This window comes from Roseovarius sp. (genome assembly GCF_048262375.1).
In the GTDB taxonomy this organism is placed as follows: Bacteria; Pseudomonadota; Alphaproteobacteria; order Rhodobacterales; family Rhodobacteraceae; genus Roseovarius.
In genome coordinates, this window is sequence record NZ_JBLXFE010000012.1 from 36881 (window position 1) to 50789 (window position 13909).

A 13909-nucleotide genomic window follows, 5' to 3' on the forward strand; every position below is an offset into this window, starting at 1 on the left:
CTCATGGATCCACCGCCATCGAGCGGAACTTGCGTTCATCTGCGAGGGTCGCGGCATCGACGACGCCAAGCTGGCCGGCGCTGACGCCCTGGGCCGCTTCCAGCCGCCAGATCTGGGTCAGGATGATGCCAAGCTCGGCGGTGACGCGGGTATTGAGATCGACAGCGGCCTTCAGCCCGTCCTGATCGTCGATCAGCCCGACCATGGTCTCGAGCCGCTCTAGGCTTTGCCCCGCCTCTTCGTGGCTTTCTTGCGCGGCAACCGACAGCATGGCGCTGGCCCCGGCCGAGGTGGCGATGCGGTTGTCGGCGGGCTGATCCGAGCCCGAGAGCGTGCCCAGGCGCTCCGAAGTGAAGCCGCTGCCTGAAAGCACGCGCTCCACGGAGGCCGACAGTTCCGCACCGGGATTGAAGCCGCTCAGGAAATCGCCGCTCGCCAGCGACTGTGCGGTATTGAGCGGGGCCACCAGCTTGCCGCGCAGGGCACGGAATTCTTCGACCGTGGCGAAGAGTTCGCCGAGCCCGCTGCCCTCGATGAGGGAGGTCAGTTGCGCTTCGAGGTTCGTCAGCTGCGACAGTTGGGTTTCCAACTCCAGCCGCATGGTGGCGAGTTGCTGCATCTGGACGTTCAGATCTTCCGCCATGTGCTCGAGCTGCGCCACCAGCTGGCCAAGCTGCGAGCCATCGAAGGTCGGCACGCCTTGGGCCGTGGCGGGCAAGGGAAGCCCGAGTGTGATGACCGCAGCCACGGTCAGGAGAAGCTGTCTCATTCGGGAACTCCCATCTGCAAGAAGTCGCGCTCGGCCAGCCGGTCGGCGACGAGGTGCTGCGCATAGGCCGCCTCGCGTTGCTGGTTGGCGGCCATCAGCCGGACGCGGAGGTTGAGGATGCGGCCGATCTCGGCCTTGGCGTAGGTGTTGAGCTCCCAGGCCGCCTTGGCATTGGGCTGGGCGTCGATCTGCAGGATGATCGCGCGGAGGCGGTTGATGACCTGCTCGGTGGTGGCCGAACTGTCCGCGGCGTAATAGACGCCGGCCTCGGAGATGCTGGCATATTCAGCCAGCGCAAAGTCCGAGGGCGAGAGCGTGCCAAGCGCATCGGCACCGCCCACGACGGCCAGGTATTCGTTGTAGAACTTCGAGATATTTCGAACGTAGCCTTGGGTCTCTGCAAAGGGCGGTACGCCGCCGTATTCGATCACTCGTCCCGGCCCCGCGTTATAGGCCGCGAGCGCATGGGGGATATTGCCGAAGCGGCCCAGCTGGGCGGTGATGTAGCGCGCGCCGCCGCGGAGGTTGTCCTTCACATCGTAGCGGTCGACGCCGAGATCGGAGGCGGTGCCGGGCATGAGCTGGGTGAGCCCATAGGCCCCGACCGGGCTTTCGGCGGCAACGTTGAATCGGCTTTCCTGCTTGATCAGGGCCTGGAAGAGGCAGCGCCACTGGGTGGCCGAGAGCCCGGCCCGGGCCACACCGGGCGCGCCTGCGAATTCGCCCGCAACCTCGACGATCATCATCTCGACCGTCTCGCGGCCCTCACCGAAGAGGCGGCTGTTCATGGGGCTTGCATCGGTATTTGGATAGACCGCCGCCACCCCGAAATCCGCATTGCCTTCGAGCGCGCGGATATCGAAGCCGGGACCGGTGATCGCGGCGGTCATCTCCTCGAGAACGCGCAGCTGGTCGGCCTGGACATCGGCCAGCGTAGACTCGGTCCGATCCTTGTCCTGCTGGACGCCCAGATCCTCGGCAAGCGCCGTCACCCGCGCGATCGCGCGGCCGATGGCGGAATTGTCCTGCGTCGGCACGCCTTGGGCGAGCGCGGGCAGCGCACCGAGGCCGAGGCAGAGCCCGGCGGATATGATCGCGGCACGGCTCATTCCGGACGCGGCAGGGGCTCGAAGCTGCAGTCAGACTTTGCAGCCTGCTGGACCGGAGCGCCCATGGTCGAGAAGGAGAGGGCGGACCGCGTGACCTGCGGCTCGCCATTGCGACCGAAGCAGGGCGAGGTTTTCTCGGTGTACTTCTCGCAAGCAGTGAGAAGGCTTGCGGCGGCGCAAAGCGCGAGGAGCGGTTTCAGGCTCATAGTACATGTCTCCAGAAATCGGGATTGGCGCGCCAATCGGCGGGCACGCGGGCCTCGCCGGTGGCGCCGCCGCCAAGGATGGGAAGGAGGTCGCCAAGCGCGGAGAGGTCTGCATCGATGAAGACGCTGTCGCCCGCCGAGCGCACGAGCGCGATGCGCTGGCCGATGGTGGGCTGGACGAGAAGGGCGGCCTCCTTGGCGTTCACGCGCAGGAAGTCGTAATCCGAGATGGTGGCGCGGTCGTTCGGGAAGAGGATCTGGGTCGGCACCGTCTCGACGATGGTCTTGCCGACGCGGCTATCGCGCAATTGGCTCGGATATTGCGTCATCATGATCACGACGCAGTTCATCTTGCGAAGCGTCACCAGCCAGTTCTCCAGCCGCGCTCCGAAATACGGATCGTCCAAGAGCTTCCAGGCCTCGTCGAGGACGATGATGGTTGGACGGCGATCCTCGACCACGCGTTCGATCTGGCGGAAGATGTAGGAGAGCACCGCCATGCGCTCGGTCGTCATGTCGAGGATCTCGGTCATGTCGAAACCGATGATGTCAGAGGCCAGTTCAAGCCCGGCACCGTACTCTTGTTCGTCGAAAACCCAGCCGTAGCGGCCGCCCGGGGCCCATTCGGCGACGCGGGACTGCAGCTCGCCATCGTCATCGAGTGATTGAAACAGCGTCTCGAAACTCGCGAAGCGTCTGAGCGAGCCCTCGGCATGGGCATTTTGCGAGACCGCGCTTTGGATGTGCCGGGATTGCTCGCCCGAAAGCGTGCCACTCCTTGTCAGAAGTGTCGCAAGCCAATCCGAGAGCCAGGCGCGGCCACGTTCGTCGATTTCGGTATCGAGGGGGTTCAAGCCCGAAGGCACCCCGGCACGGATTTCGTTGTAGCGGCCACCAAGGGCGCGGACCGCCATTTCGAGGCCGCGATCCTTGTCGAAGAAGAAAAGCCGCGCGCCGACCCGTTGCGCTTGGGCTGCGAGGAAAGCGGTGGTCAGCGTCTTGCCGGTGCCGGTGCGCCCCAAGACGAGGGTGTGGCCGACCGTGGGTTCCTTACCCGCACTGCCCGCCTCATGGAAATTGAAGCGATAGCCCGAGGTGCCGACCGTGGGCAGGACCGAGATGGTCTGACCCCATGGCGACTGGTCTGGGCCGCGCCCCTCGACGCTGCCATGGAGGGCCGCGAAATCCGCGAAGTTGATCGAGGAGATCGGCGTCTTGCGGGCGCGGTAGCCGAAGTTGCCGGGGGATTGCGCGAAGTAGGTGGCTTTCAGTGCCATGTTCTCGCGCACGATCACCGACATGATTTCCTGGCCGACGCGCTTGATCTGGGCAGCGGCCCGCTCGAGCGTGTCGCGGTCGGGCGCATAGATCGCGATGGAGAGGTGATGGTCCCCGAAGGCGATGCGCCCCGCCTCCTGGTCATCGGCGGCCTGGCCCAATTGTTCACGCAGGGAGACGGCGGCATCGTCGGAAGCCTGCATCTGTCGGATGATGCGCTGGATGCGTTCGGCCATGATGTTGTTCGGGATCGGGCTGAAGGAGTTCGTCAGCACGATGTCGAGCGGCAAGTCGAGCGCATCGAGCAACGTGACATCCGTGAGGGCCGGATAGGTCTTCATCGAGAAGAGCGCGCCGTATTTGGCCTGGCCTGTCACGGCGTCGGTCAGGGTAACGACATCGCCATCAAAGGTGGCGCGGCAATTGCTCAAGGTATGTGAAAGAGGCAGGGCACTTTGCCCAAAGGCGATGGGAGAGAAGCTGCCCGCGTTTAGTGTGTTGAGGTAGCCCAACCATTCACCGCCCTTGCGGGTCAGCCGCACAGGGTTGGCCGAGGCAAGCGCCACCTCGAAGAAGCCCATGACCTCGTTCAGCTCCTGCATCCGGGTCGCGCGGTCCTTGACCCAGGCCTTGCGGGCCAACGCGCGCAGGAGCGGAATGCGGGCCGAGATGTCGGGGCGCCGGATGACGCTGAGATAGAGCTGGCGCTTGGCCGGGCGCAGATCTTTGACATGGGCCTGCCAGCGGGCATCGATCGCGGCGGCGAAGCTGTCGCCTTCGATAGGGCGTATGCCGAGCTCCTGTGGCACAGAGATCCGGTGGATGTAGAAGCCGAAGGCGTTGCCAGTTTGGGCAACGATGGCGGCAACCGCGCGTTTGAGCGCGTCGAGCCGGGCATCCTCGCTGGTCATCGGGTTCAGACCGTCGAGGCGCAGGGTGGCGAGGAGATCGCCCTCGCGCAGCACCATGACATCGTCATCGGCCAGGGCAAAATACGGCAGGTGTTCGGCGAGATAGCTCTCCCGCGCGAACTCCCCACCGCCCGCTTGATGCAAGGCGGTCCCGAAGGAGGAAAGGGTGCCTGCATCACGTGCCAAAGCTGTCGCCTCCGTGCAGGGCCCGGTTTTTCGTCGCGCGCACAGAGCCATAGGAGACGCGCAGCACCTCGAAGAAATGCGGCTCGCGGTCGGCGACGAACCAGAGGATCGGATAGGCAATGATCCCGATCAGAAAGAAGACCATCGACTTCGTCCAGATGAACGGCAGAACGACCCCGGTCGCCAGAACCACGAGGTATCCGACGGGGAGACCCAGATACTTGGGCGGACGGGCGAGGCCCAGAAAGAGGGGGGATCGTTCTGCCAACTCTAATCTCCAACCTCAGGAGAAGCCGTCGACGATTGTGCCGGCCGAGAAGATCAGCACGATCCCGATGATGACCGAGGCGAACCAGCCCCAGTTCAGCCGTCCCATCATGCACATGAAACCGGTGCCGATCACGGCGAGTGTGGCGACCGCGATCCCGATGGGACCGGTCAGCGCGGCCTCGACGGTTTCCAGCATGGTCTGGATTGGTGACAAGTCCTGCGCGAAAGCGGGCGTTGCGAAAGCCGCCAAGGTTGTGATGGCGGGCAAGAGGCGGCTGAGGCGATGTCTGAGCATGCGAAGTTCCCTTGTTTTACTGGAGATCGATGAGGACCGGCGCGCGGGCAGGCACGCCGTCTGCGACGCGGGTGTCTGGCGCGGAAACAGGTGTGCCTGCCAGCCGGGACCGGATCCGGTGGATGCGCGCGATGTAGTCGCGGGTCTCGGCAAAAGGTGGCACACCGGAATATTCGACCACGCGGTGCGGCCCTGCATTATAGGCCGCGAGCGCCAGGTCGATGTCCTTGAACGTGGCGAGCTGTGCGAGTAGGTAGCGCGCCGCGCCATCGAGGTTCTGGGAGGGATCGCGCGGGTCGACCCCGAGGGCGCGGGCCGTTTCCGGCATCAGCTGGCCCAGGCCGTAGGCACCCTTGGGGCTCACGGCGGTCGGGTTATAGCTGCTTTCCGCCTCGACCAGGGCCTGGAAAAGGACATACCAATCGTCCTCATCGAGGCCGACCTGCCGCAGGGCACGGTTCCCCTGGTGCCGGTCAGCAGTCGTGCGGATCAGGGAGAGGATGTCGTCGCGTCCGGACGGCGGTGTGGCATCCAGCGAGGCAAGAACCACTCCGGCCTCAGCGCTATCACCCAGCCCCGCCCAGGCAGGTCGTTCGCCATGAAAGGTCCAGCCCGAGGTCCGGGCCGTGCCGTCGCGGCCGAAGGCGATGACGTCAGCCGCGCTCCTCGAGGGTGATGCTGTAGTCAGGACCAAAGCGCAGATCGCGCCCGTCACCGAACTCGAGATGATGTTTGAAGAGCCCCGGCCATATGTTGAAATACCGCGGCTCGGGCCCGTGCGGGGTGATCCGGGTCGAGACCAGAATGGCTTCCGGCTCACCCTCGCGCAGGTAGATGCACTGGTAGCGCGGCTTGCCATCGTCCGTGAACCCCACGAGTTCATACCGGCAGCGGAACGCGATGCCCTTCTCGGACAAGTCTTTGACACCATCGATGGTGATCAGGATCTGGTTGCGCGCTATCGGCATGTTCGGACTCTCCCCATGAGAGCCCTTCTACTTCACGACACTAAGTCCATAAAGACATATGGTGTCAATACGACATATTGCATAAAAATACAAATTGCACGATAGTCGCCGCAACTTTTGCGGGAGAGTGACATGAAACGGCAGGCGATGGCGGCGATAATCGGGGTGTTTGGGGCTCTTGGGGCCCCACAGAAGGCGCAGGCCTATGACATCGACTGCGCCATCATGCTCTGCATGGCGGGTGGTTTCCCCCCGAGCGCCGTCTGTGCCCGCGCCTATCGCACGATGATTCGTCGGATCACGCCCTGGCCAAGCCTGCCGCCCTTCGGGGTCTGCACCTTTGCCCATGTGCCGGTTGAACTGGGTGGACCCGGCGGGGAGGGCGAGCTCGACACCAACCTGCCCGAATACGAATGGCTGAACCGGACCCATGTGATCTGGTTCACCGGGCGCTCCTACGAGCCGCGCGACGAACCCCGACAATGGGATTGGTCGATCCGTTCCTGCGATCGCGAGAACCGGACCTGCCGCTACATCCAGCGGGTCTACGGCTCCCACACCCCCTGGCCCGCGACATTCGTCTCGGAAAGCGGGCAGGAGATCGCCTATCCGTCGGGCGGAGGCTTATGGCACTTTTATGCCCGCAGCATCATGGTCGAGTTCGGTGACTTTGAGGGCAACATGGGCCATTCGGAGTGGTTTTCTTACTAATCGGAGCTGTCACTGGGCGTCAGGGAAAATGGGCGCAGCTCGGCCAGACAAGCATCAAAGCGTTCCGGATCGACATGCCAACGACGGCTCACCGAGCCATCATTCCAACGGTAATCGGTGAACAGGTGAATCTTCTGCGTCCCGTCGTTCAGAAACCCTTCCTGGAAAGGCCAGCCTGTCTTTCTCTTCGCCATGTATCCGCGCCACTCGTACTGTTCTTGCCGTTCTGTCTTTCGTGTTGGGTGGCGGGATCAAAGCTTCAGGAAACGGACTTGCGCTTCGCGAAGAGTTCTTCGGGGTCGACATTGAGCGCCTTGGCGATGCGTTCGAGAAGGTCGAGGGAAGCCGCGAACTTGGCGTTCTCGACCTTGCCCATATGGCCGCGGCTCACATCGGCCCGATGAGCAAGCTCCTCCTGGCTGAGGCCGCGGGCGCGTCTCAAGTCTTGGATGTTCAGTGCTACACGGTCCCGCAAGTTCATGCCCGTGAAACGGACACGGTGCGCGAAATATCGCCACGCGATATATGTTACATTCGGAGGTGCAGCTAAGAAATCCTGAAACGGCGCGAGATCGCCGGAATTGGATACCTGCCAACACGCAGGTCACGGGATGATCCGTCTCGCAAACATTTTGGGCCGTTCAATTGTTCTTTCGGAAAAGGGCGGCACCGGCAATTCCGGTGCCGCCAGTCGGTCGTCCACAGGGAGGTTGTAGAGGACGAATTCTACAGGGAAATTTGGGGTAAGCCAAAAGGCGCATAAGAGAAATTATGTAAATAGATCACAATGGGCCAAGATTGTTACTTTGTGATTTATAGCTACGATGCATGCTCCTAAAGTGTTGTTACTTTGTCTTTTGAAGAACGTTTGCGTGAAAGGTATTCATCGAAGCTGGGCTCCGGATCATTTCTATGAATCGCCGAATTTCCAATCTAAGGGCTGGCTCAATGGGAATTTGCAGGCCGTGGTAGATAGCTTCGGCAATCAAAGGTTTCCAAGGATATTGAGCAGAACCGCCCCCAGCAAGTTCGGCGCTGACCTTGTGGAAATAATACTCGAATTCACGGGTAGTACCGGGCGCCGTGTACTCTTTTACATGCCAAGGCTGTTTGGCGTCGGAATTATTGCACAACCAGTCCCTTGCCTCCTGTTCCAGCTTTTCTTGAGGCGCGACGGCGTTGGCGAAACCAAGAGAGAGCGCCGTTTCAGGATCGAAGGTCGCGCCCTCGACAACCAATGGCACCGCCTTCTCCCAAGGGGCAAGCCGTGTGAAGCGCTGTGTGCCACCAAAGCCCGGCATGAGCCCCAGTTTGGACTCGGGCAATCCAATACGGATGTCTGGGTCATCTGCGACAAAGCGGGCATGTGCCGCCAGCGCAAGCTCGAACCCGCCTCCAAGGCAATGTCCGTTGATGACCGCCGCCACCGGTTTGCCGCAGGTTTCAAGGGTGTAGAAACCATGCATGATCTCAGACATGATGTTCCAGAGGCCCTCTGCCGACATGTCAAAGAATCCGGAAACCATCTTCAGGTCAGCGCCTGCATGGAATGTTTTCTTGCCGGACGTGATCATGACGCCGCGAATGCTTTCGTCGGATGCAATGGTCCTGACGCAGCTCAGAAAACCATCGATGGATGCCGGGTCGAAGACATTCACCTTCGCGTTTCGGTCATCCCAATTCAGGATTGCAATGCCATCGGTCTCGACGTGTAGGGAAACCGCAGCGTTCACGATACACCTCCTGTCGACCGTTCGATGACCATGGCAATGGCTTGGCCCGTGGCCGCGCACAGCGTTGCACAGCCGAATTGCTTGTCGGCGCGCTCCAGTTCGTCCAACAAGGTTCCGAGGATCATCGCCCCGGTCGCGCCGAGCGGATGCCCCATCGCTATTGCGCCGCCGTTGACATTCATCCGCTCCAGATCGACGCTGGTTTCCTCGACAAAATAGAGCACCACCGATGCAAAAGCCTCATTCAGTTCCCAAAGGTCGATATCCGGGTATCCCAGCCCGGCCTGGTTCAGCGCGCGGTCGCAGGCTGCCTTTGGGCCGGTCAGCATGATCGTGGGTTCCGATCCTATCGATGCCAGACCAAGGACACGGGCCCGCGGCTTCAGCCCATGTCTCTTGCAGGATGCCTCAGTTCCCAGAAGCAAGGCGGCCGCACCATCCACGATCTGAGAAGAGTTTCCAGCGTGATGAACATAGCGAAGTTCGCCGATTTCTGGGTACTTCTGCTTGGCGATCGCGTCATACCCCATCTTCTTTGAGAACCGGTCAAACGACGGTGCAAGCGCGCCAAGCGACTGCATATCCGCATTGGGCCGGACCGCTTCATCCCGCGCGAGGATCGTCAGCCCGTTTCGGTCTTTTACCGGCACGACACCACGATCGAAGCGTCCTTCTTGCCAGGCCGTTGCCGCGCGTTTTTGGCTTTGCACCGCGAGTTCGTCCACGTCGTCGCGGCTGTAGCCTCTCAAGGTCGCGATCAGGTCTGCCGAAACGCCCTGTGGGATGGATTTCCGAGGGATGGCAATACCGGGATCCGCGAGTACCGGCATGCCGGATGAGAGCATCGGGATGCGCGACATCATCTCGACGCCACCGGCGACGGCAAGCTCAATTTCGCCGCTTGCCAGCTTTCCCGTTGCGATGGCGCAGGCTTCTAGTCCGGATGCGCAAAAGCGGTTGACCTGAACGCCCGGAACGCTCTCGTCATATCCCGCTTCCAGAGCGGCGGTCCGGGCAATGTCGCCGCCCTGATCTTGAATGGGATCGACGCAGCCCATGATCACGTCTCCGACCGCGGTTGTGTCGAGGCCGTTTCGTTCCTTCAATGCCTTGAGCGGAACAGTGGCAAGTTCGACCGGGCTGACCTCGGCCAGCGCGCCAACCGACGCCTTGCCCTTGCCGCGAGGTGTGCGAACTGCATCGACAATGTATATCTGTGTCATGCCAACTCCTATTTTGCCGTCATGCGCAGCGCGCCATCCAATCGAATGACTTCTCCGTTCAACATCGGATTCCTGAATATCTCCGCCACAAGGCCAGCAAACTCCGCTGCCTTGCCCATGCGCGACGGGAATGGCACTTTCGCACCAAGCGAGTCCTGAATTTCCTTTGACATCGAACCCATCATGGGTGTCTCAAAGATACCCGGCGCTATTGCCATCACCCGTATCCCGGATCGCGCCAGTTCGCGTGCGGCAGGCAATGTCAGGCTGACGACACCACCTTTCGAGGCGGCATAGGCGGCTTGTCCGATCTGGCCTTCATAGGCGGCGACTGAAGCCGTGTTGACGATCACGCCACGCTCACCATCCGGGCCGGGCTTGTTTCTTGACATCACTTCCGCCGCTAGTCGCATGGTGTTGAACGTTCCGACAAGATTGATGGCGACGGCGCGGGCGAACAGCTCCAAATCATGCGGGCCGTCGCGCCCGATGATCTTTTGCCCAGGCGCAATGCCGGCGCAATTTACCAGCCCGTCTACTCTGCCGAATTGCTTTTCCGCGGTCGCCACGACCTTGGCTACCTGCTCGCCCGAGGTCACATCGGCTTGCAGCAGCAGGACCTTGCCGTCGAAACGTTTGTCGAATGTGTCCGCATTGTCGGTGGTAACATCCAATCCCACCACATTTGCGCCTTCAGAGGCCAATCGGTCGACGACGCCGGCACCCAGCCCGGAATTCGCGCCAGTTACCAGAACGGTCATTTCCCCGATATGCATCGGCTCTCTCCTCCACTAAGCAGAGCTATCGATTAAGCAGGAACACTATGGCAAACAATGACCTTTTCGTTCTATCTCGTGACTGAAAATGTCAGGATGGTCCCATGGACAAACTCAGCACCCAGGTTGATCCGATCTTCGTAGCCGAAGCGTTGGACCGTTTGCAGTTTGCGCGACTGGATGAAACCGCGTTTCTTAAACGCGAAGGTCTGGATCCCGCACATATGTCATTGCAGGAATATGGCCGTTTTTGGTTTTCTATGGCGCAGGAAATGCAGGATGAGATGCTCGGGATGACCGAGCATCCGATGCGTCCCGGAAGCTTTGCGCTGATGTGCCATTCGATCCTGGGGGCACGGACCCTTGACACCGCCATTCGCCGCGCGCTTTGGTTTTTGAAAGTTATTGTCGGGGCACCCTATGGCACGATGACCGTAAGGAATGGACAGGCCCATATCGTATTTTCTGACAAGGGCGCGCCCGCGACCGCCTTTTGTTATCGGACGCTTATGATCGTGTTGCTGGGGCCGATAAGCTGGCTGGCGCGGCGGCCAATCCAGTTGTCGCAAGTCGCCTTTCGCTGCGAAGCTCCGATGGGATCACGCGCATATTCGCGATTGTTTGGAACGCCTGTTCAGTTCGGTGCGCCTGCGACTCGTGTGGTGTTTTCCGCCGAGCCTCTGAGTTTGCCCGTCAACCAGACCGAGGCGGCTTTGAAACGCTATCTTTCTCACGCCCCCGGAAACCTGCTTGTCGAATATCGCAGCAACGACGGAATGTCGGGAATGATCAAACAGGTTCTATCTGGGCATCCGGCCAATGACTGGAGAAGTTTCGATCACCTCGCAGAGGACCTGGGCGTCTCTCCGAGTACCATGCGGCGGCGGCTGAAGGCCGAAGGAACCAGCTTTCGCACGCTCAAATCCGAGCTGCGAAAGGAGCGCGCAACGGCGCTTCTGAAAGAAGGCCGACTGACGGTCGCAGAGATTTCCGACGATCTGGGTTACGCCGAACCAAGAGCATTCTTTCGTGCCTTTCGGGCCTGGACGGGCAAAGCTCCTGCCGCATATCGGGCCGAACAGCGGCCAGCCTGTGCATGACGGGCGGGATCAAAGGTTTGAGATCGGCATTTCGATATCGAGATTGGCCAGCTCATAACCGCGACGAAAATCCTGAATATGTTTGCGCATCCAGGACTCGGCTGTCTCGGGGTCGCGATCGCGAATGGCTTCGAAAATCGCATTGTGCGCGGCCTGCAACCGCTCGCCCGCGTTCAGCCGCCGAATAACGGCCTCGAAAGCCGGGTAGAACAGGCCACCGAAAGGCTGTCTGCACAGAAGCATTGCGCGATTGCCGGAGGCTTGAACGATCAGGTCGTGGAACTCGGTGTCGAGCTGAGCAAGTTGAGCATGCTCCAGATCGGGCACCCGGCTGGCCTCTATATTGGCCGCAAGCTGCGCCAAATGCGTTTCATTCGCATGGTGTGCGGCCTCTGCCGCGATTGCAGGTTCCAGCACCAGCATGGTGCGGTACAGGTCACTTAGCGAGATCTTTTGCAGGATCATCGCCCCGGTCATCCGGTCGGACAGATCCTCGGTCCTAGGCACCGAAACAAAAAGCTTTTTGCCGCCGGGCTTGCGCGCGACCATTCCGTTTTCTTCAAGGAGGCGGATTGCCTCGCGTAAAGTCGACCTGTTGACCTTCAACAGATCCGCCAGCGCGAGCTCGGAAGGCAGCGCATCGCCCACTTTGATTTCTCCGCTCAAGATCTGTTGCCGCATCTGTCGCGCTGCAAGCCGATAGGCAGGTTCCGTCTGAACGGGCTGAAACACGGATTTGTCAATCATGACTGAGGCTCCTGACGCGACCATTCGCGTTCGCGCAACGCACGTCGCAGTATCTTTCCCGTCGGACCTTTGGGTAACTCGGAACAGAAGTCCACAAGACGCGGATACTTGTAGGGCGAAGCGACGAGCTTGACGTGATCCTGAATCGCTTTCACCAGCGTATCGTCGCCCAGGACACCGTCTTTCAGCACAATGAAGGCCTTGACCACCTCGCCCCGTTTCGGGTCCGGCGCGGCGACAACGGCGCATTCCAGAACGGCGCCATGCTCCAGAACGGCGTTTTCAACCTCGGTCGGGCCAATTCGGTAACCAGCCGAATTGATGACATCGTCGGACCTGCTGGAATACCAGAAATAGCCTTCGGCATCCCGGCTGCCGAGATCGCCGGTCAGGAACCACCGGCCAGCGGGGCCATCGACGATCGCGCCGGACAATGCGCCGGGCGCGTTCCAATATCCCAACATGAACTGCGGATTGGGCAGTTTCAGCGCCACATGGCCCACCTCGCCAGGTGGCAGCTCTGTCCCGGCGTCATCCACGATGCTCAGGGTCGATCCCGGCGCGCTGATTCCCATCGAGCCGATGCGCGGCTCGATCCCCGTCACTGTCAGCGCCGTCATCAGCGTTTCGGTTTGGCCATAGGCCTCGGCGACGTTCAGACCGGAGACGGCGCGCCATTGCTCGGCCACAATGGGGTTCATCGCCTCACCGGCCGAAACCGTGCGGCGCAGTGCCGTCAGGTCGTAGGCGGCAACGTCCTCCTGTACCACACGATTTAGCTCGGTCGCTGGGGCACAGTAGATCGTGATCTTGTGACGGGCCAGAAGACTCAGCCGCTCGGCCGGGTCGAACGGGCCGTCATACATGAAGGCGCAGCCGCCTTCGGACCAGGGGCCGAACAGGACCGAGGTGCCGGCCTTGGACCAGCCTGTATCGGCCGTACACCAGATTCGATCCCCCGGCCGCACATCCAGCCAGTGCCGCGCCGAATAGCGCCAAGCATAAAGACCCCGCGCGGCATGCAGCACACCCTTGGGATAGCCGGTAGAGCCGGAGGTGTAATAGAGCAGCACCGGATCCTCGGCCATGACAAGCGCATCCTCGGCCTCGTCCGGCCGATCGTAGAACGCCGTGATGTCGTCCCAGCCGTCGCGCGGCCCGACACTGAAGCGCAGCGGCACCCTGCCCAGACCGGCCTCGATCCGGTCCGCGTGCCCTGCGCGACAGATCACCGCCTGAGCGCCGGAATGATCGGCGCGATAACGGATCTCGGCCGCAGTCAGCATCTCGATACAGGGGATCGGAACCGCACCGATCCTCAGCGCCGCAACCATTGCGATCTGCCATTCCGGGATTCGGGGCAGAACCACCAGCACCCGGTCGCCCTTGGAGATCCCGGCGGCCTGAAGCGCATGGCCGACCCGTTTTGTCAGCCGCGACATGTCGTCATAGCTGAAGTCCCGGCGCGCGCCGGACGCATCCTCCCAGATCAGGCAGGGCCCGTCCCGTTCTTCCGCCCATCGGTCCACCACATCCGTCGCAAAGTTGAAGCGATGCGGTATCTGCCAATCGAAATCCGCGAATGGTGTCTCTGCGCCCTTTTCCTTCACTGTCATTTTCCTGCCTC

The 13909-nt window shown here is 61.4% G+C and carries 17 protein-coding genes; 2 read left to right on the plus strand and 15 right to left on the minus strand.

The window, feature by feature from the left end; translation table 11 throughout:
• Position 1 precedes the first annotated feature (1 nt).
• From ACN0SW_RS13625 to ACN0SW_RS13660, 8 genes are all read right to left on the minus strand, one after another.
• Positions 2 to 769, minus strand: a complete 768-nt coding sequence (locus ACN0SW_RS13625; protein WP_417728477.1) for a type IV secretion system protein — start codon at positions 767 to 769, stop codon at positions 2 to 4.
• Positions 766 to 1878: a transglycosylase SLT domain-containing protein gene (locus ACN0SW_RS13630; RefSeq protein ID WP_417728478.1), complete on the minus strand. Its 1113-nt coding sequence runs from the start codon at positions 1876 to 1878 to the stop codon at positions 766 to 768. The genes ACN0SW_RS13625 and ACN0SW_RS13630 overlap by 4 nt, the downstream gene beginning before the upstream one ends.
• Positions 1875 to 2084, minus strand: a complete 210-nt coding sequence (locus ACN0SW_RS13635; protein ID WP_417728479.1) for a hypothetical protein — start codon at positions 2082 to 2084, stop codon at positions 1875 to 1877. Before ACN0SW_RS13635 ends, ACN0SW_RS13630 begins: the two co-directional genes overlap by 4 nt.
• A complete protein-coding gene (locus ACN0SW_RS13640) occupies positions 2081 to 4510 on the minus strand; it encodes a type IV secretion system protein B4 (protein ID WP_417728480.1) in 2430 nt (809 codons plus the stop codon). Before ACN0SW_RS13640 ends, ACN0SW_RS13635 begins: the two co-directional genes overlap by 4 nt.
• Positions 4449 to 4727 carry a type IV secretion system protein VirB3 gene (locus ACN0SW_RS13645; protein ID WP_417728481.1) on the minus strand — a complete coding sequence of 93 codons (279 nt, stop codon included), beginning with the start codon at positions 4725 to 4727 and terminating at the stop codon, positions 4449 to 4451. Before ACN0SW_RS13645 ends, ACN0SW_RS13640 begins: the two co-directional genes overlap by 62 nt.
• A 15-nt stretch (positions 4728 to 4742) precedes the next feature.
• Positions 4743 to 5024 (minus strand): TrbC/VirB2 family protein, encoded by a 282-nt coding sequence (locus ACN0SW_RS13650; protein ID WP_417728482.1) that lies wholly within the window; start codon positions 5022 to 5024, stop codon positions 4743 to 4745.
• Between the two features lie 16 nt (positions 5025 to 5040).
• Positions 5041 to 5574 carry a lytic transglycosylase domain-containing protein gene (locus ACN0SW_RS13655; protein WP_417728483.1) on the minus strand — a complete coding sequence of 178 codons (534 nt, stop codon included), beginning with the start codon at positions 5572 to 5574 and terminating at the stop codon, positions 5041 to 5043.
• Between the two features lie 103 nt (positions 5575 to 5677).
• On the minus strand, positions 5678 to 5992 hold the full coding sequence (locus ACN0SW_RS13660; protein ID WP_008335576.1) for a hypothetical protein: 315 nt from the start codon (positions 5990 to 5992) through the stop codon (positions 5678 to 5680).
• Positions 5993 to 6124: 132 nt separating this feature from the next.
• Here ACN0SW_RS13660 and ACN0SW_RS13665 point away from each other — a divergent pair, with 132 nt between their 5' ends.
• Positions 6125 to 6703, plus strand: coding sequence for a hypothetical protein (locus ACN0SW_RS13665; RefSeq protein WP_417728484.1), 579 nt, complete (start codon positions 6125 to 6127; stop codon positions 6701 to 6703).
• On the opposite strand, the gene ACN0SW_RS13670 is transcribed toward ACN0SW_RS13665, so the two are convergent.
• The 5 genes from ACN0SW_RS13670 to ACN0SW_RS13690 all read right to left on the minus strand — a co-directional run bounded on the left by ACN0SW_RS13670 (position 6700) and on the right by ACN0SW_RS13690 (position 10435).
• Positions 6700 to 6897, minus strand: coding sequence for a hypothetical protein (locus ACN0SW_RS13670; RefSeq protein WP_417728485.1), 198 nt, complete (start codon positions 6895 to 6897; stop codon positions 6700 to 6702). The genes ACN0SW_RS13665 and ACN0SW_RS13670 overlap by 4 nt on opposite strands.
• Before the next feature lie 65 nt (positions 6898 to 6962).
• A complete protein-coding gene (locus ACN0SW_RS13675) occupies positions 6963 to 7184 on the minus strand; it encodes a helix-turn-helix domain-containing protein (protein WP_067264667.1) in 222 nt (73 codons plus the stop codon).
• Positions 7185 to 7548: 364 nt separating this feature from the next.
• The gene (locus tag ACN0SW_RS13680; protein WP_417728486.1) at positions 7549 to 8436 is read right to left on the minus strand and encodes an enoyl-CoA hydratase/isomerase family protein; all 888 of its coding nucleotides are present in this window, start codon (positions 8434 to 8436) and stop codon (positions 7549 to 7551) included.
• Positions 8433 to 9659: an acetyl-CoA C-acetyltransferase gene (locus ACN0SW_RS13685; RefSeq protein ID WP_417728487.1), complete on the minus strand. Its 1227-nt coding sequence runs from the start codon at positions 9657 to 9659 to the stop codon at positions 8433 to 8435. Before ACN0SW_RS13685 ends, ACN0SW_RS13680 begins: the two co-directional genes overlap by 4 nt.
• Before the next feature lie 8 nt (positions 9660 to 9667).
• Entirely contained in the window at positions 9668 to 10435 is a 768-nt protein-coding gene (locus ACN0SW_RS13690; RefSeq protein ID WP_417728488.1) for an SDR family NAD(P)-dependent oxidoreductase, read from the minus strand.
• A 104-nt stretch (positions 10436 to 10539) separates the two neighbouring features.
• On the opposite strand from ACN0SW_RS13690, the gene ACN0SW_RS13695 reads away from it, so the two are divergent.
• The gene (locus ACN0SW_RS13695) at positions 10540 to 11535 is read left to right on the plus strand and encodes an AraC family transcriptional regulator (RefSeq protein ID WP_417728489.1); all 996 of its coding nucleotides are present in this window, start codon (positions 10540 to 10542) and stop codon (positions 11533 to 11535) included.
• A gap of 9 nt (positions 11536 to 11544) precedes the next feature.
• On the opposite strand, the gene ACN0SW_RS13700 is transcribed toward ACN0SW_RS13695, so the two are convergent.
• Positions 11545 to 12282: a FadR/GntR family transcriptional regulator gene (locus tag ACN0SW_RS13700; RefSeq protein WP_417728490.1), complete on the minus strand. Its 738-nt coding sequence runs from the start codon at positions 12280 to 12282 to the stop codon at positions 11545 to 11547.
• On the minus strand, positions 12279 to 13898 hold the full coding sequence (locus ACN0SW_RS13705; protein WP_417728491.1) for an acyl-CoA synthetase: 1620 nt from the start codon (positions 13896 to 13898) through the stop codon (positions 12279 to 12281). Before ACN0SW_RS13705 ends, ACN0SW_RS13700 begins: the two co-directional genes overlap by 4 nt.
• Positions 13899 to 13909: the final 11 nt, after the last annotated feature.

Excerpts from the sequence above, each read along its gene's own strand:
- ACN0SW_RS13660 (WP_008335576.1), bottom strand. The coding sequence starts at position 5,992 with ATGCCGATAGCGCGCAACCAGATCCTGATCACCATCGATGGTGTCAAA.
- ACN0SW_RS13635 (WP_417728479.1), bottom strand. The coding sequence starts at position 2,084 with ATGAGCCTGAAACCGCTCCTCGCGCTTTGCGCCGCCGCAAGCCTTCTC.
- ACN0SW_RS13630 (WP_417728478.1), bottom strand. The coding sequence starts at position 1,878 with ATGAGCCGTGCCGCGATCATATCCGCCGGGCTCTGCCTCGGCCTCGGT.
- ACN0SW_RS13625 (WP_417728477.1), bottom strand. The coding sequence starts at position 769 with ATGAGACAGCTTCTCCTGACCGTGGCTGCGGTCATCACACTCGGGCTT.
- ACN0SW_RS13695 (WP_417728489.1), top strand. The coding sequence starts at position 10,540 with ATGGACAAACTCAGCACCCAGGTTGATCCGATCTTCGTAGCCGAAGCG.
- ACN0SW_RS13650 (WP_417728482.1), bottom strand. The coding sequence starts at position 5,024 with ATGCTCAGACATCGCCTCAGCCGCCTCTTGCCCGCCATCACAACCTTG.
- ACN0SW_RS13685 (WP_417728487.1), bottom strand. The coding sequence starts at position 9,659 with ATGACACAGATATACATTGTCGATGCAGTTCGCACACCTCGCGGCAAG.
- ACN0SW_RS13700 (WP_417728490.1), bottom strand. The coding sequence starts at position 12,282 with ATGATTGACAAATCCGTGTTTCAGCCCGTTCAGACGGAACCTGCCTAT.
- ACN0SW_RS13690 (WP_417728488.1), bottom strand. The coding sequence starts at position 10,435 with ATGCATATCGGGGAAATGACCGTTCTGGTAACTGGCGCGAATTCCGGG.
- ACN0SW_RS13665 (WP_417728484.1), top strand. The coding sequence starts at position 6,125 with ATGAAACGGCAGGCGATGGCGGCGATAATCGGGGTGTTTGGGGCTCTT.
- ACN0SW_RS13640 (WP_417728480.1), bottom strand. The coding sequence starts at position 4,510 with ATGGCTCTGTGCGCGCGACGAAAAACCGGGCCCTGCACGGAGGCGACA.
- ACN0SW_RS13705 (WP_417728491.1), bottom strand. The coding sequence starts at position 13,898 with ATGACAGTGAAGGAAAAGGGCGCAGAGACACCATTCGCGGATTTCGAT.
- ACN0SW_RS13670 (WP_417728485.1), bottom strand. The coding sequence starts at position 6,897 with ATGGCGAAGAGAAAGACAGGCTGGCCTTTCCAGGAAGGGTTTCTGAAC.
- ACN0SW_RS13675 (WP_067264667.1), bottom strand. The coding sequence starts at position 7,184 with ATGAACTTGCGGGACCGTGTAGCACTGAACATCCAAGACTTGAGACGC.